This is a genomic window from Halorientalis persicus, assembly GCF_900110215.1.
In the GTDB taxonomy this organism is placed as follows: Archaea; Halobacteriota; Halobacteria; order Halobacteriales; family Haloarculaceae; genus Halorientalis; species Halorientalis persica.
In genome coordinates this window covers 1-18021 of record NZ_FOCX01000006.1, presented here as the reverse complement: position 1 = coordinate 18021, position 18021 = coordinate 1, and the positions used below count along the sequence as shown (strand labels likewise).

Annotated in this window: 23 protein-coding genes, 1 tRNA gene and 1 pseudogene; 14 read left to right on the top strand and 11 right to left on the bottom strand. The window is 66.6% G+C overall.

Annotated elements, in window-relative coordinates; translation table 11 throughout:
* Positions 1-69: 69 nt before the first annotated feature.
* On the top strand, positions 70-2562 hold the full coding sequence (locus tag BMX17_RS08295) for a DUF2298 domain-containing protein (RefSeq protein ID WP_092659017.1): 2493 nt from the start codon (positions 70-72) through the stop codon (positions 2560-2562).
* Here the strand turns inward: BMX17_RS08295 and BMX17_RS08290 are convergent.
* Positions 2559-2813, bottom strand: a complete 255-nt coding sequence (locus tag BMX17_RS08290) for an HAH_0734 family protein (protein ID WP_092659016.1) — start codon at positions 2811-2813, stop codon at positions 2559-2561. The two genes, BMX17_RS08295 and BMX17_RS08290, sit on opposite strands and share 4 nt — an antisense overlap.
* A gap of 156 nt (positions 2814-2969) precedes the next feature.
* Here BMX17_RS08290 and BMX17_RS08285 point away from each other — a divergent pair, with 156 nt between their 5' ends.
* The 7 genes from BMX17_RS08285 to BMX17_RS08255 are packed head-to-tail and all read left to right on the top strand — an operon-like array spanning position 2970 to position 6588.
* Positions 2970-3254 carry a 50S ribosomal protein L44e gene (locus BMX17_RS08285; protein WP_077205237.1) on the top strand — a complete coding sequence of 95 codons (285 nt, stop codon included), beginning with the start codon at positions 2970-2972 and terminating at the stop codon, positions 3252-3254.
* A 2-nt stretch (positions 3255-3256) separates the two neighbouring features.
* On the top strand, positions 3257-3430 hold the full coding sequence (locus BMX17_RS08280) for a 30S ribosomal protein S27e (RefSeq protein WP_092659015.1): 174 nt from the start codon (positions 3257-3259) through the stop codon (positions 3428-3430).
* A complete protein-coding gene (locus BMX17_RS08275; protein WP_092659014.1) occupies positions 3431-4231 on the top strand; it encodes a translation initiation factor IF-2 subunit alpha in 801 nt (266 codons plus the stop codon). It begins immediately after the preceding gene.
* 30 nt (positions 4232-4261) lie between these two features.
* The gene (locus BMX17_RS08270) at positions 4262-4444 is read left to right on the top strand and encodes an RNA-protein complex protein Nop10 (protein ID WP_092659013.1); all 183 of its coding nucleotides are present in this window, start codon (positions 4262-4264) and stop codon (positions 4442-4444) included.
* 5 nt (positions 4445-4449) lie between these two features.
* On the top strand, positions 4450-5208 hold the full coding sequence (locus BMX17_RS08265; protein ID WP_092659012.1) for a proteasome assembly chaperone family protein: 759 nt from the start codon (positions 4450-4452) through the stop codon (positions 5206-5208).
* A gap of 42 nt (positions 5209-5250) precedes the next feature.
* On the top strand, positions 5251-5853 hold the full coding sequence (locus BMX17_RS08260) for a J domain-containing protein (protein ID WP_170845367.1): 603 nt from the start codon (positions 5251-5253) through the stop codon (positions 5851-5853).
* A gap of 42 nt (positions 5854-5895) precedes the next feature.
* The gene (locus tag BMX17_RS08255) at positions 5896-6588 is read left to right on the top strand and encodes a metallophosphoesterase (protein WP_342027691.1); all 693 of its coding nucleotides are present in this window, start codon (positions 5896-5898) and stop codon (positions 6586-6588) included.
* On the opposite strand, the gene BMX17_RS08250 is transcribed toward BMX17_RS08255, so the two are convergent.
* Entirely contained in the window at positions 6580-7833 is a 1254-nt protein-coding gene (locus tag BMX17_RS08250; RefSeq protein ID WP_092659010.1) for an NAD(P)/FAD-dependent oxidoreductase, read from the bottom strand. The two genes, BMX17_RS08255 and BMX17_RS08250, sit on opposite strands and share 9 nt — an antisense overlap.
* 89 nt (positions 7834-7922) lie before the next feature.
* Here BMX17_RS08250 and BMX17_RS08245 point away from each other — a divergent pair, with 89 nt between their 5' ends.
* Genes BMX17_RS08245 through BMX17_RS08235 form a run of 3 tightly spaced genes read left to right on the top strand, consistent with a single transcriptional unit; the run spans position 7923 to position 10182 of the window.
* Entirely contained in the window at positions 7923-8246 is a 324-nt protein-coding gene (locus BMX17_RS08245) for a DUF8066 domain-containing protein (RefSeq protein WP_139203447.1), read from the top strand.
* A 46-nt stretch (positions 8247-8292) separates the two neighbouring features.
* Positions 8293-9483 carry a threonine synthase gene (locus tag BMX17_RS08240; RefSeq protein WP_092659008.1) on the top strand — a complete coding sequence of 397 codons (1191 nt, stop codon included), beginning with the start codon at positions 8293-8295 and terminating at the stop codon, positions 9481-9483.
* A gap of 3 nt (positions 9484-9486) precedes the next feature.
* Positions 9487-10182, top strand: a complete 696-nt coding sequence (locus BMX17_RS08235) for a LysE family translocator (RefSeq protein ID WP_092659007.1) — start codon at positions 9487-9489, stop codon at positions 10180-10182.
* Here the strand turns inward: BMX17_RS08235 and BMX17_RS08230 are convergent.
* Positions 10179-10910 (bottom strand): HD domain-containing protein, encoded by a 732-nt coding sequence (locus tag BMX17_RS08230; RefSeq protein ID WP_092659006.1) that lies wholly within the window; start codon positions 10908-10910, stop codon positions 10179-10181. The genes BMX17_RS08235 and BMX17_RS08230 overlap by 4 nt on opposite strands.
* A 233-nt stretch (positions 10911-11143) precedes the next feature.
* Here BMX17_RS08230 and BMX17_RS08225 point away from each other — a divergent pair, with 233 nt between their 5' ends.
* Positions 11144-11875: a GNAT family N-acetyltransferase gene (locus BMX17_RS08225; RefSeq protein ID WP_092659005.1), complete on the top strand. Its 732-nt coding sequence runs from the start codon at positions 11144-11146 to the stop codon at positions 11873-11875.
* Here BMX17_RS08225 and BMX17_RS08220 read toward each other — a convergent pair.
* Positions 11866-12528, bottom strand: a complete 663-nt coding sequence (locus BMX17_RS08220; RefSeq protein ID WP_092659004.1) for a DUF502 domain-containing protein — start codon at positions 12526-12528, stop codon at positions 11866-11868. The two genes, BMX17_RS08225 and BMX17_RS08220, sit on opposite strands and share 10 nt — an antisense overlap.
* Positions 12529-12574: 46 nt before the next feature.
* Here BMX17_RS08220 and BMX17_RS08215 point away from each other — a divergent pair, with 46 nt between their 5' ends.
* A complete protein-coding gene (locus tag BMX17_RS08215; protein ID WP_244514960.1) occupies positions 12575-13117 on the top strand; it encodes a pyridoxamine 5'-phosphate oxidase family protein in 543 nt (180 codons plus the stop codon).
* Here the strand turns inward: BMX17_RS08215 and BMX17_RS26025 are convergent.
* From BMX17_RS26025 to BMX17_RS08195, 5 genes and pseudogenes are all read right to left on the bottom strand, one after another.
* Complete coding sequence (locus BMX17_RS26025) at positions 13087-13245, bottom strand: hypothetical protein (protein WP_170845366.1); 159 nt, start codon at positions 13243-13245, stop codon at positions 13087-13089. The genes BMX17_RS08215 and BMX17_RS26025 overlap by 31 nt on opposite strands.
* 99 nt (positions 13246-13344) lie before the next feature.
* Positions 13345-13468: transfer RNA gene (locus BMX17_RS08210), tRNA-Gln, on the bottom strand.
* Between the two features lie 27 nt (positions 13469-13495).
* A pseudogene (locus BMX17_RS08205) lies at positions 13496-14241 on the bottom strand (HNH endonuclease).
* Positions 14242-14303: 62 nt separating this feature from the next.
* Positions 14304-14735, bottom strand: a complete 432-nt coding sequence (locus BMX17_RS08200; RefSeq protein ID WP_092659003.1) for a metal-dependent transcriptional regulator — start codon at positions 14733-14735, stop codon at positions 14304-14306.
* 31 nt (positions 14736-14766) lie between these two features.
* Positions 14767-15246 carry a rubrerythrin gene (locus tag BMX17_RS08195; protein ID WP_092659272.1) on the bottom strand — a complete coding sequence of 160 codons (480 nt, stop codon included), beginning with the start codon at positions 15244-15246 and terminating at the stop codon, positions 14767-14769.
* A gap of 122 nt (positions 15247-15368) precedes the next feature.
* Between BMX17_RS08195 and BMX17_RS08190 the strand changes: the two genes are divergently transcribed.
* Positions 15369-16391, top strand: coding sequence for a DUF2332 domain-containing protein (locus BMX17_RS08190; protein WP_092659002.1), 1023 nt, complete (start codon positions 15369-15371; stop codon positions 16389-16391).
* Positions 16392-16465: 74 nt separating this feature from the next.
* Here BMX17_RS08190 and sufD read toward each other — a convergent pair whose 3' ends face one another.
* Positions 16466-17683, bottom strand: coding sequence for a Fe-S cluster assembly protein SufD (gene sufD / locus BMX17_RS08185; RefSeq protein WP_092659001.1), 1218 nt, complete (start codon positions 17681-17683; stop codon positions 16466-16468).
* 14 nt (positions 17684-17697) lie between these two features.
* A partial coding sequence (locus tag BMX17_RS08180; protein ID WP_170845365.1) for a SufD family Fe-S cluster assembly protein occupies positions 17698-18021 on the bottom strand: 324 nt, incomplete at its 5' end.

Genomic DNA, 18021 nt, shown 5'->3' with positions numbered 1-18021 from the left:
AAAAACGGTTCGTCTCGATCCGGTGGCGAACAAGAAAAGGTATACGGACGGGGGCGTCTCCCACAGGTGATGGAGTTCCTGCTCGTCGCCCTGTGGTTGGGGGTCTTTCTGGCCCTGCTTCTGGCCGGGCTCCCGCTGGCCGACGCGCTGTTCGATCGCCTCGCCGACCGCGGTGTCGGCGTGGCGCTGGTCTGCTCGTTCACCGTCGTCTGGCTCGTTGCCTTCTGGGTCGGCCGCGTCTCGCTCGACGCCGCGCCGTTCGTCGCCGTTGCCGTCCTGCTCGTGCTCGCGGGCGGCCTCGTCGCCTGGCGCGGTATCGAACTGGATCGCCGCGTCCTCGCCGAGACCGCCGGCGTGTTCACCCTCGCCTTCCTCTTTCTCGTCGCGGTCCGGGCGGTCGACCCCGCCGTCCACCCGCCGGGCGGCGAGAAGTTCCTCGATTTCGGCCTCCTGCAATCACTCCTCCGGACCGAGACGCTCCCGCCGGAAGATATGTGGTTCGCCGGCGAACCGGTCAGCTACTACTACGGTGGGCACCTGCTGGCCTCGCTGCTGGCGCGACTCACCGCGACGGAAGCCCGCTTCGCCTACAACCTCGCCTTGGCGGGCTACTTCGCGGCGTTCGTCACCGCGGCCTACGGCCTCGCCGGCTCCGTCGCCGCCAGTCGTGACAGTCCGCGCTGGCTCGGCGGCGTCTTCGGTGCCTTCTTCGTCGGCATCGCGAGCAACCTCACGACCCCGCTCCGGCTGGTCGTCGCCCTCGTCGACGGGTGGGCGACGGCACTGAACGGGCTGGACGGCGTCGTCGGGACGGTCCTGACGCCGGTCGGACTGGTCTTTTCCGCGCTCGATGGCCTGATCGGTGCGCTGATTGGGATCCTCGGCGTCGAGACGGACGGACTCGCGAACGGACTCGACCAGTTCGACTACTGGGACGCCAGCCGCGTCATCGACGGGACGATCAACGAGTTCCCGTTTTTCGCCTGGCTCAACGGCGACCTCCACGCCCACATGATGGGGCCGCCGTTCCTCCTGCTGGCGGCGACGGTGTGTCTCACGTACTACCTGACACCGGCCGAGGCGGTGTGGCGACGGCGCGGGCTCCTGTTCGGCGCACTCCCACCGCTGGCCGGCCTGCTGGCGGTCGTCAACACGTGGTCGTTCCCCAGTGTCGCCGGACTGGCCGTGCTGACGGTCGTGTTCGCGCCCGCGGCGGCACGAACGTTGTTGCCCACCCCGGTGGCCGAGTGGCTCGATACCGACGACTGGCGACTCGACGAGCTCCTGACGCTGCTGATCGGCACTGGTTCCGGAGCCGTCGTCGTGTTCGGGGGACTGGTCGTCTCGGCCCCGTTCTGGCTGGTGGCGGCCAGCGGGCGCGAACTCGCGCTGTTCCCGTCCCGGAGCGGCCTCGGCGCGCTCGTGCTGGTCCACGGGACCTTCCTGCTGGTGTTCGTCCCCTACCTGCTCCGGCACGCGCTCCCACGGCTTCAGGACGGCTGGCGTACGGCCGCCATGCTCGCCGTCGTCACCGTGATCGCCCTGTTGAGTCGGGCGGCCGCAGTCTTGCTTTTCCTCCCGTTGATCGGCGTCGGCTGGGCACTCCTCCGGTGGCGGGACCTCCCCGGCGGTGTCGGCACGGGGATCGGAGACCGGCTCCGACCCGACCGAACGGGGACGGAAACCGCCGTGAGCGCGGATGGTGGCGACGGGGAGACGGACGCCGACGGCACGAGGACCGACGGATCGTCCGACCCGGACGGGCACCTGCTCCCGTGGCCGGGCTTCGAGACGGTCTTGCTCGTCGCGGGCGCGGGACTGGTCTTGCTCGTCGAGTTCGTCTACGTCAAAGAGCAGGCCGGCCCCGGCCGCATGAACACGGTGTTCAAGACCTACGCGCAGGTCTGGGCGCTGTGGGCGGTCGCGGGCGGCGCGGCCCTCGCACATCTGGTCTGGCAACACCGACCTGGACTGGCGCTCAGCGGTGGCCGCTGGCGGCCCGCACTGCAGGTGTTCGCCGCGCTCCTGATCGCGAGCACGTCGGTGTACGGCGGGCTCGCACTGACCACCCACTTCGCCAGCGACTCAGCCTACGCCCAGACCGACGACCCGACGCTCGATGCGACGGCGTTCGTCGAGCAGGTCCACCCGATAGAGGCCGCCGCGATCCGCTGGGTCGACGGGCTGGACGGACGCCCGACGATCACCACCGCGCCGGGGAGTTACGTCTGGGACGGCGAGCGCAACGGCGGGTCCAGCGCACCGTCGAGTCTGACGGGCGTGCCGACGGTCCTGGGCTGGCACCACGAGATCGGCTATCGCGGGCAGGCGGCCTACGACCGCCGGGCCGAAGACCTCCGGACGATCTATACGGGCGACCCGAACGAGAGCGCGGCGCTACTCGACCACTACGACGTGCGGTACGTCTACGTCGGACCGGCCGAGCGAGCGACCTACGGGTCCGCGCTGGAGGGGATCACCGTCGACGAGGTCGACGGCGTGACGGTGGCAAAACAGTGGGACGGAGTGACGATCTACGAAGTCGACCAGTCCAGGCTCTAGGTGGCCGACTCGACGACGGTGACGGCGTCTGCGTCGGCGGACATGGTGTCGAGGTGGTTGGGGATGTATCGGCGGTACTGGTAGTCCTCGCGTTCGTCCTCGGAGCCGACGGTACACCACAACTGGACCCGGTCGGGGCCGTGCCAGTCGCCCTGCCGTGCGACGGCGAAACAGACGTACTCCTCGCCGTCGTACTCGATGACGGCGTTTTTCCGGATACCGGGGTCCCCGTTGATGATGAGCTGTTTCATGCCCGCCGATTGGCCCGAATCGCTGTTAAGCGCTTCGATGCCGAGAAAACGGGCGGTGGACGGGTGGCCCACCCTCGCCAGCGACGGCCCACGCGGATACCGAAACCAAACGGGTTTTAACGGGCACTGTCTAACCACGGGACAAGGTAGATATCTATGGAGATGCCACGCCGATTTAACACGTACTGCCCGCACTGCAACGAACACCACGAAGTGGAGGTCGAGAAGGTCCGCTCGGGACGTTCCTCGGGCATGAAGAAGGTCAACGACCGCCAGCGCAAGCGACGCGGGACCGGGATCGGGAACAAGGGTAAGTTCTCGAAGGTGCCCGGTGGGGACAAGCCCACCAAGAAGACGGACCTGAAGTACCGCTGCTCGGAGTGTGGCAAGGCCCACCTCCGTGAGGGATGGCGTGCCGGCCGACTCGAATTCCAGGAGTAAGTATGGCAGGAAACTTCTACAGCGTCGCGTGCCCGGACTGTGAGAACGAACAGATCGTCTTCGGCAAGGCCGCCACGGAGGTCGCCTGCGCGGTGTGTGGCCACCAGCTCGCCAGCCCGACCGGCGGCGAGGCGGTCATCGAGGGCGAGATCACCGAGACCGTCGAGGCGCGATAGATGAAATACAGTGGCTGGCCCGACCCCGGCGAACTCGTCGTCGGCCGGATCGACGAGATCGAAGACTTCGGCGTGTTCGTCGATATGCTGGAGTACGAGGACAAGCGCGGGCTGTGTCACATCTCCGAGGTCGCCTCCGGCTGGATCAAGAACGTCCGCGACCACGTCAACGAGGGACAGACCGTCGTCGCAAAAGTGCTGGAAGTCGACGAGAGTTCCCAGCAGGTCGACCTCTCGATCAAGGACGTCAACGATCACCAGCGCAAAGAGAAGATCCAGGAGTGGAAAAACGAGCAGAAGGCCGACAACTGGATGGAACTGGCCTTCGGCGAGGACCTGGACGACGAGACCTACGCCGCCATCGCCAACGAGTTCCTCGCGGAGTTCGGCTCGATGTACGACGGCTTCGAGCAGGCGGCCATCCACGGAACGGAAGCGCTGGAGGACACCGACCTCTCCGAGGAGGAGATCGAGCAGATCGTCCAGACCGCCCGCGAGAACGTCTCGGTGCCCTACGTCAACGTCACCGGCTACGTGGACCTCTCGGTCCCGACGGCCGACGGCGTCGACGTGATCAAGGAAGCCCTGCAGGCCGCCGAGGGCAACGGAGAAATTCCGGAGGAGGTCGAACTCGAAGTCACCTACGTCGGCTCGCCGGAGTACCGCATCCGCGTCCGCGCGCCCGACTACAAGACCGCCGAGTCCCACCTCGAAGAGAGCGCCGACCGCGCCAGCGCGGTCGTCGCCGACCACGGCGGCAGCGGCGAGTACCACCGCGAGCGCAACACCGACGAAGAGTAGCCGGCCGGGCGACCGATCCGACCCGTTTTCATGAAATCCGACATCCACGTCTGTTCGGCCTGGGAGTCGACTCACGAGCGGCCGGTGTACACGCTGGCCGAGACCTGTCCGGAGTGTGGGGCCGACGCCGAGAACAGCGCCCCGGCACCGTTCGATCCAACTGACAGGTACGGTGAATATCGACGCGCTATTAAGCGCCGGAACCGCGAGTAGCGGGTATGGACGAGTTCGAAATCGAGACGCTCGCGGACCCGGAGCTCACGGACCCAGTGCTGGTGGAGGGGCTCCCGGGCGTGGGTCACGTGGGGAAACTCGCCGCCGAGCACCTGCTCGAAGAGCTCGACGGCGAGGAAGTGCGCCGGATCTACTCACAGCACTTCCCGCCGCAGGTCAGCATCGACGATGGCGAGTCGGAACTCGCCAGCGCCTCGTTCCACGCGGTCAAGACCGAGCAAGGTCAGGACCTGCTCGTGCTGACCGGTGACCACCAGGCACAGGACAACCAGGGCCACTATCGCCTGACCGACCGGATTCTCGACGTGGCCGAGGACTTCGGCGTCGAGCGCGTGTTCGCGCTGGGTGGTGTCCCGACGGGGGAACTCATCGAGGAGTACGACGTGCTGGGCGCGGCGACCGACGAGGCGTTCGTCGAGGACCTCGAAGCGGCGGACGTGGAGTTCCGCGAGGACGAACCGGCCGGCGGGATCGTCGGCGTCTCGGGCCTGCTGCTGGGCCTGGGCGAGCGCCGCGACTTCCAGGCGGCCTGTCTGATGGGCGAGACCAGCGGCTACCTCGTCGACCCCAAGAGTGCACAGGCAGTGCTGACGGTACTGGAGGAACTGGTCGGCTTCGAGGTCGACTTCGGTTCGCTGGAAGACCGGGCCGAGGAGATGGAGGAGGTCGTCCGCAAGATCCAGGAGATGGAAGGGAACGCAGCGGCCGGCCCCGCAGACGAAGACCTGCGCTACATCGGCTAGTGGCTCCGAGGGGTTCTTTACTGACCGTCCCCTAACGTGTTCGTGTATTCCGAGGTGATCGACGGCTTGCCACAATGGCTCATCGACGGTGCGCTGTTGGGGGTCGCGCTCAGCGCCGTGATCGCCGCCATCTTCTACGTGGGCGTCACTCGGTTCCCCGGTCGCGGCGCGGTCGACGGCCGCGAACCCAGCGGCGAGGCCCATCGCCGTGACGAGATCCGCAACTACCTCGACGCCATCGGCGAACAGTACGCCGAACGTCACTTCGTCGAAGGGCAACACGTCGCCTTCTACCTGCCCAAACGAGACGTGGCGATCACGTTCGACGCCCGAGCGTACTACCGCATCGACCGCTCGGACACGTTTCCGGTGCTGGTCGAACACGAGTTACCGGGCGTGGCGCTGGGCCCGCGGCTCCCTTTCGAGACGCCCGAGATCAGTTTCGAGGAGGACACGGGCGGCGAACTCGACCCGCAGGAGGCCGCCCACGCCGTCCTCGGCCTCCCGGTCGGGGCCAGTCTCGACGACATCAAGCGCGCGTACCGCGAGAAGGCAAAGGAGGTCCACCCAGACCACGGCGGCGACGAGGACGAGTTCAAGCGCGTCCGCGAAGCCTACACCACGGCCAAACAACACGCCAGCTAACGGCAGGCATTTACACCACAGAACCCGACGGGAAGTGTGGACGTGACCTACCGAGACCGAGCCGCCCTGCTCGGCGACGTACTGGTCTGTGCCGACCTCCACGTCGGGAAGGCCGCCGCGGCGAACGTCTCGCTCCCCCTCGGCGAGCGCGACCACCTCGTCGACCGCGTGGCCACGCTCTGTGCGCGATACGATCCGTCGACGGTCGTGTTCGCCGGCGATTTGCTCCACTCGTTCGACCGCGTTGCGAGCGCCGCCGAGGAGACCGTCGCCGCACTGGAGCAGACGGTACGGGACGCAGGCGCGCGGCCGATCGTCACGCCAGGCAATCACGACGCGATGCTCGACGTGGTCTGGTCCGGGCCGACCGCCAACGAGTTCGAGGTCGAGACCGACGAGGGCCGAGCCGTCGTCTGTCACGGGCACCTCGAACCCACGACGGATGCCGACCTGTACGTTGTCGGCCACGACCACCCCACCATCACCATCGAGGGGCGGAAGTGGCACTGTTATCTCTACGGCCGCGCAGTCTACGACGGGGCGGACCTGCTCGTCCTCCCCGCTTTTTCCCACCTGATCGAGGGCGTCTCGATCAACCGGCGCTACGGCGGGACCGCCACGACGAACTCGCCGTTGATCGGCGACCTCGACCGCTATCGGCCCATCGTCTGGGACGACGAGACCGGGGAAATCCGGGAGTTCCCGCCGCTCGGCGAGTTTCGCGACCTACTCTAATTTCCGGGCGGCGACCCGCCCGCTCTCCAGTGCACCCTGGATCGCGGACCAGCGGGTGTAATCGCCCGCGAGGACGACGGGTCCGTCGGGCGCGTCGACCGCGGGGAGATCTCCACGAAAGCCCGGCGGCTGGACGAACTGCGCCACGTCGATCCGGTCGGTCCGGAGCAGTTCGAGGTCGTCGAACTGCCGTTCGGGGTACCACTGGCCAAGCACCTCGCGCCCGCGAGCGTGGAGGTCCGCGTCGCTCTCGGGGTGTTCGCCCAACCAGGTCGCGCTCACCAGCGTCCGGTCGTCGGGCGCGTACTCGGGCGCGACCGCCGAGAGCGGCGCGATCTGGTTGGGTTCCGCGTCCCGGGCGTTCAGGACGATCTTCCGGCCGGTCTCCAGTTCGACGTGCCCGGGGAGGCCGTAGTACTGGGTGACACAGCCGCTGGTCTCGGTCGGAACCGCCACGTCCGTCAACGCCGCCGCCGTCGGCGGGTCGGTCGCGACGACTGCCCCGTCGGCGCTGATCGTCTCGTCGTCGGTCTCGACGGTGACGCCACCCGCGGTCGCGTCGAGATCGGTCACTGCGGTCCCGAGTTCGATCGCCGCGCCGGCCGCACGTGCGCGGTCGGCCAGTTGCTCGGTGATCGCCCCCATCCCGTCGGCGGGAACCGCCGTCTTGCCCTCGGACAGCATCTTGAACGTGTAGCGAAACACGCCGGCGTCGGTCGAGAGCGAGCGGTCGAGCGTGATCCCGCCGTAGAAGGGGGCGGCGAAGTTCTCGACGAACTTCTCGGAGAAGCCTCTGGCGTCCAGAAAGGCCCGCACGTCCTGGCGCTCGTTGGGGTTGAACAGCGTCCCCACGTCGGCGGCTTTCAGCTCGCGCTGGAGTCTGAAGAGTCGGAGCTTATCGCCCAGCGTCACGTCGGTGTTGAACAGCGTATCGGAGAGGTCGCCCGGACTGGAGAGTGGGTCGGCAAGCACCGAGCGGCGACCTGGGTTGGCGATGGTCGCGCCGGCCGAGAAGTATCGCAGGTCGAGGGCGTCGTAGTCCAGTTCCCGCTTGGCCGCGGGGTAGGCAGTAAAGAGGACCTGAAAGCCGCGGTCGAAGACGAACCCGTCCTCGTGGGTCGAGCGGACGCGGCCGCCCACCTCGTCGCGCCGTTCCAGCACCGTCACGTCCCTGCCCGCGTCGGCGAGGTGGCGGGCCGCGACCAGTCCGGCCAGTCCCCCGCCGACGACCACGGCGTCTGTCATACCCGGTGGAAGGAGTGGCGACCACTAAAAGCCCGCGCGGTCGGTCGTGAAGGCAACGGTTATTCTTTTGGAGTGACAAGTTCGGGTCGATGTGCCCTGAGACAGCCTCCGGTTCGGGCGGTGGTGCGAACAGGCGGCCGATGCTCGCGTCGAACGCCGGGTTCGGTGCGACTCTGACGGTCGCTATGCTCGCCGTGCTGTACAGTCTCCTCATCGTACAACAGCCACTGCTCGGCGCACTCGTCGCGTCGTGGATCATCGGCCTCTACGTCGTCTGGCGGTTCGTCAAGTGGTTCGCGTTCGCCTACCGGCGTCGGACGGCAGCGGTGGAGTCGATGGCCGACTCCCTCGAAACACTGGCCGAGCAGGACGAGGCCGGCCCGGTCTTCGAGGGTGACGACCGCGACCGCTGACCGCCGAACGGACAGGGCTTAGTCCGTCGCGCCCTGACCCGCGGGCATGACCCGCAATTCGGCCGTTCGGGACCTCACCTGCCGAGCGTGTGGCGACTCGTTCGACCCCGCGGAGACGACCGGCCCGTGTCCGTCGTGTGACGGCCACCTGACCGTCAGCTACGATCTCGATGCGGTCGAGTTCACGCCCGAGATCGCCGACGGCCGGCGGTACGACGGGATCGCACGCTACGCCGAGTTGCTCCCCTTCACCGCCGAGACGCTCGTGACGATGGACGAGGGCGCGACGCCGCTCGTCGCCTGCCCCGATCTGGCCGAGGAGTGGGGCGTCGGCGAAGTCTATGTCAAAGACGAGGGGGCCAATCCGACGGGGAGCGTCGCGGACCGCGGGATGGCCGTCGCGGTGACCGCGGCCGCCGAAGCCGGGGCCGACGACGTGGCCCTGCCGACGACCGGGATAGAGGGGCAGGCCGCGGCCGCCTACGCCGCTCGCGCGGGCCTGGACTCACACTCGTTCGTCCCCTCGCGAGCGACCTTCGACGCCAAGGCGATGATCAACGTCCACGGCGGCGACATGGAGGTCGTCGGCGGGCGCTACGGTGACGCGGTCGATAGTTTCCGCGAGACCGTCGCCGAGGAGGGCTGGCACTCGCTGGCTCCCTTCGGGACACCCTACCGCCGGGAGGGCCAGAAGACGCTGGCCTACGAACTCGCCGAGCAACTCGACTGGGCGGCTCCGGACGCCGTCGTCTACCCCACCGGCGAAGGCGTCGGTCTCGTCGGCGCACACGCCGGCGCGAAGGAACTGGCCGACCTGGGTATCGTCGACGGGATCCCTGCGATGTACGCCGCACAGGCCGACGGCTGTGCGCCAATCGTCGAGGCGTTCGAAAGCGGCGCGGACGACACCGAGGTCTGGGAGACGCCGGACACGATCTGTGGCGGCATCGAGATTCCCGATCCCGCGGGTGGGACCGACGTACTCGCGGCGATTCGGGAGAGCGACGGCGGGGCCGTCGCCACCGAGGACCGCGACGCCCTCGAAGGCGCGGTCAGCATCGCCCAGTCCGAGGGTGTCGAGCTGGGTGCCTCGGCGGGCGTCGCGGCCAGCGGCGCGGCCGAACTGGCCGACCGGGGTGAATTCGGCTCCGACGACACCGTCGTGCTAGTCAACACGCTTCCGGGCAACGCGGAGGCGGACATCCTCCGGAACCACCTGGTGAGCAAGGGCATCTGAGGGATGGCGGCCAGTCCAGTCGCGTCGCTCGGTGCCGGCATCCTGTTCGGCCTGGCACTGGCGGCACCGCCCGGTCCGATGAACGCCGTCATCGCCGAGGAGAGCGTCCTCCGTGGCTGGCTGGCGGGTTTCACCGCTGGTCTCGGCGCGATGGCCGCCGACGCCTGTTTTTTCGTCCTCGCACTGGTCGGGATCGTCACCGTCGTCCAGAACGCACCGACCCTGCGGGCGGCGATGATCCTCGCGGGCGGCGGACTGATGCTGTACTTCGCGGTCGGCGCAGCGACGAGCGCACGCGAGGCACTGAGCGTCGACTCGGCGGCCGAGACGACCGAGGGCGGGATGGGGCGGGGGTTCCGGAAGGCGTTCGTCCTGGCGCTGACCAACCCCTACCAGATCGCGTTCTGGCTGACCGTCGGGGTCGGCCTGCTGGAACCCGGGACCGTCGACATCCTCGAAAAGACGCCATACGTCGGGGCGGAGCTGGCGGGACTGGTCGTCGTTCGGACCGGGAGCCCACTCTTGCTCGCCGGGCTGTTCGGCGGCATCGTCTGCTGGATCGTCGGCTTCCCGGCGGCGCTACGCGCGGCTGGCCGGCGGGTCGACCGACTCACGCCGCTGGTCGCCGGCGGGAGCGCGGTCGTGCTGGCCGGGTTCGGCCTCCTGTTCGTGGCCGACGGTCTCGGCGTGCTCCTCTAGTCGTCGACTTCGTCGTCGAGTTCCTTCTCCATGCCAGGACTCAGCTCGGCGTCGGAGTCACCCATCATGGCCACCTCGGATTCGAGCCACTCCTTGAACCACTTGACGCGTTTGAGCCGCTGGTGGACGACGCTCTCGGCCGTGTCGCTCTCGACGCGCTCGGCGGCGTCGCGGCCGCGTTCGAGCACGCGCCCGACCATCTCCGCGGCGTCCATATGCGTCCGGGACTCGTAGCCCATCCGCAACAGCATCAGGGCCGTGCCGTTCGCACCGACCTTGTCGAGCAGGTCGGCCTCGATCAGACACTGGGTCTCCAGCGACAGGTCCGAGAGCGGTCCCTGGTAGGAGTGGTCTTCGACCGCGGTACAGACCTCGTCGACGAACGACTGGGGGTAGTCGCAGTGGGTGGTCAGGTACTCGCGGGCGATGCGAGCGCCCTCCTCGGCGTGGACGTCCTGGTCGGCTTCGAGCTTGGCGATGTCGTGAAAGAGGGCCGCGACGCGCGTCACGTCGACGTTCGCACCCTCCTCGCGCGCGATGTCGGTCGCCAGCTCGACCACGTTCATGATGTGGTTGAACCGGTAGGCCGCCGAGTGCCAGGGATACCACCGCATCCGCCCGCCTTCGTCCTCGTTGACCACGCTCGCTTCGAGGTAGTCGTGGACGAAGACCTGCATCGCCTCGAATTCCGCGTCCGAGACGGGCGACTCCCGTATTTCAACACCCACGGGACCACCTCCGGACGTGACGTTCGCTGTTCATCTTACGGATATAAAAGCGAGTGCGGGTCTTTAGCGTTACGACACCCTGAAATCTACCACGCCCCCGAATTCGGCCCCCGCGTGCCGGTTCCGGCGTGTGGATACGGCTGCCCGAACGGTCCGCTGTGCCGTCAGCGGTACCCTTCGACACCGAGACCGTGTGACATGGATTTATGCCGACCACCGCCGTACCGTAACATATGGAAGTCAGAGCGGCAACTCCTGACGATCAGGAAGCGGTCATGGAGATCGCCGAACGGTCGCTAGAAGCGTCCTACACCCTCAGTCCACAGACCATCGAGGGGACGGTCCACCAGTGGTACGACGAGGCGGAGTACACGGAGAAGGTGGATCGGGAGGATATGCTCTTCTTGCTGGCCGAACACGAGGGTGAGGCGGTCGCGTTCACCGAGACCGTGATCCACGACGACGAGACCGGCGCGGACCTGCTGTGGCTCCACGTCCACCCCGACTACCGGGGCGAGGGGATCGGCTCGGACCTGTTCGACGCCGTTCGCGACCGCCTCCACGACCGGGACATCACCCAGCTCCGCGGGCGCGTCCTCTCGATGAACGAGGTCGGGAACACCTTCTACAAACAGCGTGGCTTCGAGAAGGTCGGCGAAGGGGAAGTCGAGATCGACGGCAGTCCCTACACCGAGGCGCTGTACCTCGAAGCCGAGCCGGAGGGACTGGAGCCACGGACGACCGACGACGGGCAGACGGTGTACATCGATCACGACGACGTCGACGAGGGCTCGGCCGGTCCGTTCCACGTCGTCTACGTCGACGAGGCTCGCGAGGAAAAGTACGGCTACCACTGCGGAAAGTGCGACTCGCTGGCCAACGCGATGGACGCCATGGGCCGCATCGAGTGCGGCGAGTGTGGCAACAGCCGCAAACCCACGCGCTGGGACGCGGCCTATATGTAACGATCCGGAAGGTCGGCCTCGGCCCGCAGTTGGGCCACCTCCTCGTCGCTCTCGGCCATCCCGGTCGTCACGAGCAACCGGACGCCACGACGGACGCTGATGTCGAGTTCCTGAATCTCGTCTTCGGGCACCATGAGAAAGCGGCCGCCGGTGGGATTTGGACTGTTCGGCAGGAAGACGTTGTACAACCGTTCACCGGCCACGTTCGCGGCTTCGTCGGGCCCATCACCCGTGACGAACCCGATGCTATAGACGCCCTCGCGGGGATACTCCACCATGACGACGCGCTTGTAGCGGCTCGACCCCTCGGTCAGCGCGTTGGCAACCTGTCTGACGCTGGAGTAGACGATACTGACCAGCGGGACGACGCCGATCCCCCGGTCGATCCACGCGAACACGCGCTGGCCGATCCGACCCTGGGCGAGATAGCCCAGCGCGACGACGAACACGACGATCGACAGCAGCGCCAGCGCCTGTGCGACCGCCTCGATGTTGGCCGTGTACCGAGTCAGCCGCGTCCCCTGCACGACCGGGTCGATGAACGTCGTCACCCAGCCGACCAGAAATTGCATCGCGACGACGGTCACGACCAGCGGTGCCAACAGCGCCAACCCGGCGACGAAACTGTTCCGGAGTACTTCTCGTAATCGCATACCCGAGGGTATCACCGGCCCGACAAAGAACGTGCCCCCGACGACTATGCGTCTGGAACCCCTCACTACCGCCGTGACCGACAGCGACCGACGCTCCGGAGCCGTGATCGACGGGTCGTGGGACCCCTCCGGCCCCTGGACTCGCGAGGAAGCAGCCGCCTTCCTCACCGACAGCCGCGTCCCGATCCGACTGAGTTGTCGAACCCCCGGCGGCGGCCTCTGGATGCTCTCGCTGTGGTACGAGTACCGCGACGGCGCCCTCCACTGTGCGACCGCCGCCAGCGCCGACGTGGTCACGTTCCTCGATCAGGACCCCGGCGTCGCCTTCGAGGTCTCGGTCAACGACCCACCCTACCGGGGCGTCCGCGGCCAGGGCGAGGCCACCGTCGACCCCGACCCCGAGAAGACCGTCCTCCGGTCGCTGCTGGACCGCTATCTCGGCGGCACCGACTCCGAACTGGCCCAGCGCCTGCTCGACAAGGACCGCGAGGAAGTCACGATTCGGATCGACCCGACCCGCGTCGCCACCTGGGACTACGCCGACCGGATGACCGACGCTCAGAACTCGGACTCCGACGACCCCGCATAGAACCGCAGGACCAGGTAAAACAGCGCCACGACCACCAGCCCGGCCCCGATTCCGAGAAGGCTATCGACGACGGCGTGGGGAAGTGGGAGTGCCGAAGAACCGGCGTGGGCGAAGACGGGTTCGAACATGGTCGCTCTGTGGGTCAGTACGACGCCCGGAGGTTCAACTGCTTTGGTTCCGGTGGAAGATGGTCGGCGAGGTCGTAATTTTTATAAAATATCTTATAGTAGTCCCGGGCGGATTCGAACCGCCGTCCTAGGCTATCCTCGGAATACACAGCTGGGGTTTCCAAGCGTGTACAGGGTGTACTCCTCCAAAGGCCTAGATGATTGGCCACTACACCACGGGACTGCAATACCTCGTTTTGGTTCCGGCGTCTTATGAATTCCGGGATTTCGCCATGACACGAAGCACGGATGCTGGGATAGTCTCGTGTTCGGCCAGTCCGTGACAGCTCCGGCAGAGCGAGATCACGTTGTCCATAACGTGGGCATCCTGTGGGTCGTCGAAATCCCGAACTGGCCTGACGTGATGAACGTCAGGATTACGGCCCATCTCGTCACGGTCTTTACCACAGAAGCGACATTGGTAATCGTCCCGCTCAAGCGCTCGTCTCCGAATCGAGCGCCAGTCGCCATTGTACACCGCAGTCCCGCCCCCCACTCGTCGGAGAGCCACGAACTGAGGCAATCGTGGTCACAGAACTTCCGGTCACCATCCCTCGTAAAACAGGGAAGAACCTCGAACTGTTCCCCACACTGCTTACATTCGCGTGAGACAGGTTCGATGTCGTGGACTTCTGCGTAATGCGTTCCGAGGAATTCGTCCGCCTCCTCGACGCACGTCGGGCAATAGACGCCTTTCTTATCTGACGGGTAGTATTCGAACTCGTCACCACACCGTTCACACTCCGTCTTCTCTTTCGCATCTTTCCAGTTACCGTTGTGTTCGCCGGCGTTGGGATTGCAGTCGTCGCAATACGTCAGGCGGGCCTTCGGATCGTAAAACTCCGTCCCACAACCGGCACACTCCCGGTTCGGGAGTGGATCGTCGTGGACCTTCGTGTGGTGTTGTTTGACGCCACGTTCAGTCGTGAGTGACTTACCACAAGTCGGACACTCCATGGAAAGCCGTTCGGTCGACGGTTGCAAATATGCAAGCCAGCCGGAGTGAAAATAAAAGTAGTTTAGTCCGCCGGGTCGGGTTCGACTTCCAGCAGGGAACAGGCGTCGGCTTCGGGGGCGAAACAGTCGGGACACTTCGGATCGCGGTCGATGATGGTGTCGAGGCGGTCGGCGACGGTCTCGTCGATGACGGGTTCGAGTTGTTTGGCCTCGGCGCGGAACTCTTCGACATCGAGGACTTCCAGCAGGAACCGTTCGATGATACAGTAGGTCTGGAGCGCGTCCCGGGCGCGGACGATCCCTTCGTCGGTGAGGGTGACGCCCTTGTACTTCTCGTGTTCGAGGAGTTCCTTGTCCTCGAGTTTGCCGATCATCTCGTTGGCGCTCGCGGGGCTCACGTCGAGCATATCGGCGACGCGGCCGGTCGAGGCCGGGCCGTCTTCCGCCTGCTGGACGAGATAGATCGCCTTGAGATACTGGTCGGACGTGTTCACGCGAGACCCCCTCCGTACGGATAGTTCCAGATCATTCTCGTGTCTCCATGAGTTCCGTGACCTCTTCGACCCCTTCGGCTTCCTCCTCCCGGATAGACGACAGCGTCTCGATCAGTTGCTGCCGATCCACGCTGAGCGTCGCGTCTGACTCCTCGATGGCCGCGATGAGGTCGTCGTAGAACTTGTAGGCCGTCTCCTCGTTGCACAGCTGGTCGTAGAGCACGCCGTCGAAGTCCGATTCGGCCTCGTACTGGGCCTTCACGAGCCCCTTGATCTCCTCGAACGGAATCGTGTCGGCTTCGAGGTCGTCGATCAGATCTTCCAGTTGCTCGCGGTGGTCGGCCGATTCCTCGGCAGCCTCGGCGAGCAACGCCTCCAGTTCCGGGTCGTCGACGTCCATCGTCCGGGCGTGTTCGCCCGCCCGTGCCTCCACGACCTCTTCGAGGACGACGCCGATCTGCAGCAGCCGCGCCAGCTGGTGGTCGTTCGAGACCGGTTGCTGGACGCTCACGGCGACCACCACCGACGGCATCGACTCTGTCCCGCCTGCATACTCCCGATTCAGGTAGGCGGGAACTTAAGCCGTTCCCTCGGGACCGACACCCCTAAGCGGCCGCTGTGGCACCAGCGACCATGCCCCGCGCCGACGAGTTCCGCGAGTTCGCCGACTGGGCGAGCGACCAGTCCCGGCTGTACGAGCGACTGAGCCGTGCCACCGCAGACGACGATGCCCTCCTCGATCTGGCCGCGACGGCCCCGGCGAGTCAACCCGCCCCGAACCTCCTGCTCGGTGCCGTCCACGACCGCCTCCTGTCCGGCGTCGACCATCCTCTGGCCGACTTCTACCCCACCGTCACCGACGACCCCGCCGATCCGACCGAGACCGACCCGTTCCCAGCGTTTCAGTCGTTCTGTCGCGACCACCGCGAGGCGATTCGCGAGCGACTCGACAGTCGGCTGGTCCAGACCAACGACGTGGGTCGGTCGGCCGTCCTCTACCCGGCCTTCGCTCGCGTCGCCGCCGCCGACGGCGATCCGCTCGCCCTCGTCGAACTCGGAGCCAGCGCGGGCCTGAATCTGCTGTGGGACCGATACCGCTACGCGTTCGACGACCACGTCGTCGGCGATCCCGACTCGCCGGTCCGCATCGAGACCCACCTCCGGGACGGGACGCCGCCACTGCCCGAGGCGGCCCCGATGGTCACAGAGCGGTGGGGCGTCGACCTGAACCCGCTCGACGTGACCGACGAGGACGACGCTCGTTGGCTCCGCGCGCTCGTCCTCCCGAACCAGCACCGTCGGCACGAACGGCTGGCCGCCGCACTGCAGTTGGCCGCCGAGGAACCGCCCGACCTCGTTGCCGGCGACGCCGCGGGGGTCCTCCCCGACCGCCTCGGCGACGCCCCGGCAGACGCCACGCTCGTCGTGTTCAGCACCATCGCCCTCTATCAGTTCCCCGACGACGCCGTGGCAGCCGTCCGCGAGACGCTGGCCGACGCCAGCCGCGAGCGCCCGGTCCACTGGCTGTCGGGTGATCCGTCGACCCCGCCCAGCGATCCGACGTATCGGCACGTCCGCTTCGAGGACGGCGAGGCCGAAACCGCGAAAATTGCCGAATTCGAGGCCTACGGGAGCTGGCTCTCCTGGCTGGCGTAACGGAACGGCGAAGAAAGCGTCACAGCAGATCACGCACGGGCCAGCGGCCCGTTCGCTTTCGAGGTTGAAACCTCCTATTCGCGCAGTCGGCGCGCGATCAGGTCGTCGAGGTCCTCGCGGAACTCGTCGACCGCGACCTCCGAGAGGACGGGCTCGAAGAAGCCCTCGACCAGCATATTCTCGGCGACCTGCTCGGGGATCGACCGCGAGGTCATGTAGAACATCTCCTCGGCGTCGACCTGCCCGACCGTCGCGGAGTGGCTGGCCTCGGTGTCGTGGTTGTTGATGATCAGCTTCGGTGAGGCGTCGGCCTCGCTCTCGTCGGAGAGCATCAGCGTGTTCTCACGCTGGTAGGAGTTGGTGTCCCAGGCCTCCCGACCCACGTCCTGGACGCCCTCGTAGACCGAGCGGGCGGTGTCGTCGAGGACACCGCGGGTCACGAGGTCGGCGGTGGTGTGTTCGGCCTCGTGCCAGACCCGCGAGCCGAGATCGAAGTGCTGGTCCTCGTGGCCGAAGAACGCGCCGACGATCTTGCTCTCGGAGCTGTCACCGAGCAGTCGCGTCTCGACGCTGGTCTTGGTCAGGCGCGAGCCGATGTTGCCCTCGATCCAGTTGACCGTGCCGTACTGGCCGGTGTGGCCGCGCTTGACCTGGAAGTTGTAGGTGTCCTCGTCCAGGTTCTGGAGCGCACCGTACTGGACGTGGGCGTTCTCGCCCGCGACGGCTTCGACGACGCCGCTGTAGTAGCGTGCGTCCTCCTCGCTCGCGTCGTCGCCCGTCTCCTGGCGTTCCAGGATGGTGACGGAGGCGGACTCCTCGGCGATCACCAGCGTGTAGTTGAACAGCGCCCGACTGTTCATCCGGGTCCGGATCTTCACGTCCTCGGCGTCGACGCCCTCGGGGACGTAGACCACGGTCCCGGCCGAGAACAGCGCCGTCGACAGCGCCGTGAGGTAGTTGCGCTGGGGATCGACGACGCTCCCGAACCGTTCTTCGATCAGGTCACCGTGTTCGGAAAGTGCCTCGGACCAGGAGAGCACGTCGACGCCCTCGGCGTCCACGCGGTCTTTCTCCTGGGCCATCTCCAGGGGGTCGACGAAGCTCTCGTAGTCGAGTGCGTCGAGGTTCGTCCACTCCCGGCCCGGCGTCTGGATGACCGCGGGCATCTCCAGCTCGGAGAGCGCGTCGAGGGCGTCGAGTCGCGTCTCCAGCAGCCACTCGGGCTCGTCGAACTGGTCGCTGATCTCCGTTACCTGCTCCTCCGTGAGGTTTGCGTGTACCTGCGTGCTCATGGTGAATCCGGGGGTTACCCGAGCGAGCCCTCCATCTCGAGTTCGATGAGGCGGTTGAGCTCGACCGCGTACTCGATGGGCAGTTCTTCGGTGATCGGCTCGATGAAGCCGGCGACGATCATCTGCTTTGCGTCGTCGTCGTCCAGCCCACGCGTCTCCAGGTAGAAGACGTCCTCGTCGCCGATCTTCCCGACGGTGGCTTCGTGAGCCACGTCGACCTTGTTCTCCTGGATCTCCATGTACGGCATCGTGTCCGACGTGGACTCGTTGTCGAACATCAGCGCGTCACACTCGACGCTCGTACTGGCGTTCTCCGCGCCGTCGGCCATGTGGACCAG

What these genes read in the sequence shown, in the direction of transcription:
- BMX17_RS08295 (WP_092659017.1), top strand. Translation starts at nt 70, where the DNA reads ATGGAGTTCCTGCTCGTCGCCCTGTGGTTGGGGGTCTTTCTGGCCCTG.
- BMX17_RS08290 (WP_092659016.1), bottom strand. Translation starts at nt 2,813, where the DNA reads ATGAAACAGCTCATCATCAACGGGGACCCCGGTATCCGGAAAAACGCC.
- BMX17_RS08285 (WP_077205237.1), top strand. Translation starts at nt 2,970, where the DNA reads ATGGAGATGCCACGCCGATTTAACACGTACTGCCCGCACTGCAACGAA.
- BMX17_RS08280 (WP_092659015.1), top strand. Translation starts at nt 3,257, where the DNA reads ATGGCAGGAAACTTCTACAGCGTCGCGTGCCCGGACTGTGAGAACGAA.
- BMX17_RS08275 (WP_092659014.1), top strand. Translation starts at nt 3,431, where the DNA reads ATGAAATACAGTGGCTGGCCCGACCCCGGCGAACTCGTCGTCGGCCGG.
- BMX17_RS08270 (WP_092659013.1), top strand. Translation starts at nt 4,262, where the DNA reads ATGAAATCCGACATCCACGTCTGTTCGGCCTGGGAGTCGACTCACGAG.
- BMX17_RS08265 (WP_092659012.1), top strand. Translation starts at nt 4,450, where the DNA reads ATGGACGAGTTCGAAATCGAGACGCTCGCGGACCCGGAGCTCACGGAC.
- BMX17_RS08250 (WP_092659010.1), bottom strand. Translation starts at nt 7,833, where the DNA reads ATGACAGACGCCGTGGTCGTCGGCGGGGGACTGGCCGGACTGGTCGCG.
- BMX17_RS08245 (WP_139203447.1), top strand. Translation starts at nt 7,923, where the DNA reads ATGTGCCCTGAGACAGCCTCCGGTTCGGGCGGTGGTGCGAACAGGCGG.
- BMX17_RS08240 (WP_092659008.1), top strand. Translation starts at nt 8,293, where the DNA reads ATGACCCGCAATTCGGCCGTTCGGGACCTCACCTGCCGAGCGTGTGGC.
- BMX17_RS08235 (WP_092659007.1), top strand. Translation starts at nt 9,487, where the DNA reads ATGGCGGCCAGTCCAGTCGCGTCGCTCGGTGCCGGCATCCTGTTCGGC.
- BMX17_RS08225 (WP_092659005.1), top strand. Translation starts at nt 11,144, where the DNA reads ATGGAAGTCAGAGCGGCAACTCCTGACGATCAGGAAGCGGTCATGGAG.
- BMX17_RS08220 (WP_092659004.1), bottom strand. Translation starts at nt 12,528, where the DNA reads ATGCGATTACGAGAAGTACTCCGGAACAGTTTCGTCGCCGGGTTGGCG.
- BMX17_RS08215 (WP_244514960.1), top strand. Translation starts at nt 12,575, where the DNA reads ATGCGTCTGGAACCCCTCACTACCGCCGTGACCGACAGCGACCGACGC.
- BMX17_RS26025 (WP_170845366.1), bottom strand. Translation starts at nt 13,245, where the DNA reads ATGTTCGAACCCGTCTTCGCCCACGCCGGTTCTTCGGCACTCCCACTT.
- BMX17_RS08190 (WP_092659002.1), top strand. Translation starts at nt 15,369, where the DNA reads ATGCCCCGCGCCGACGAGTTCCGCGAGTTCGCCGACTGGGCGAGCGAC.
- sufD (WP_092659001.1), bottom strand. Translation starts at nt 17,683, where the DNA reads ATGAGCACGCAGGTACACGCAAACCTCACGGAGGAGCAGGTAACGGAG.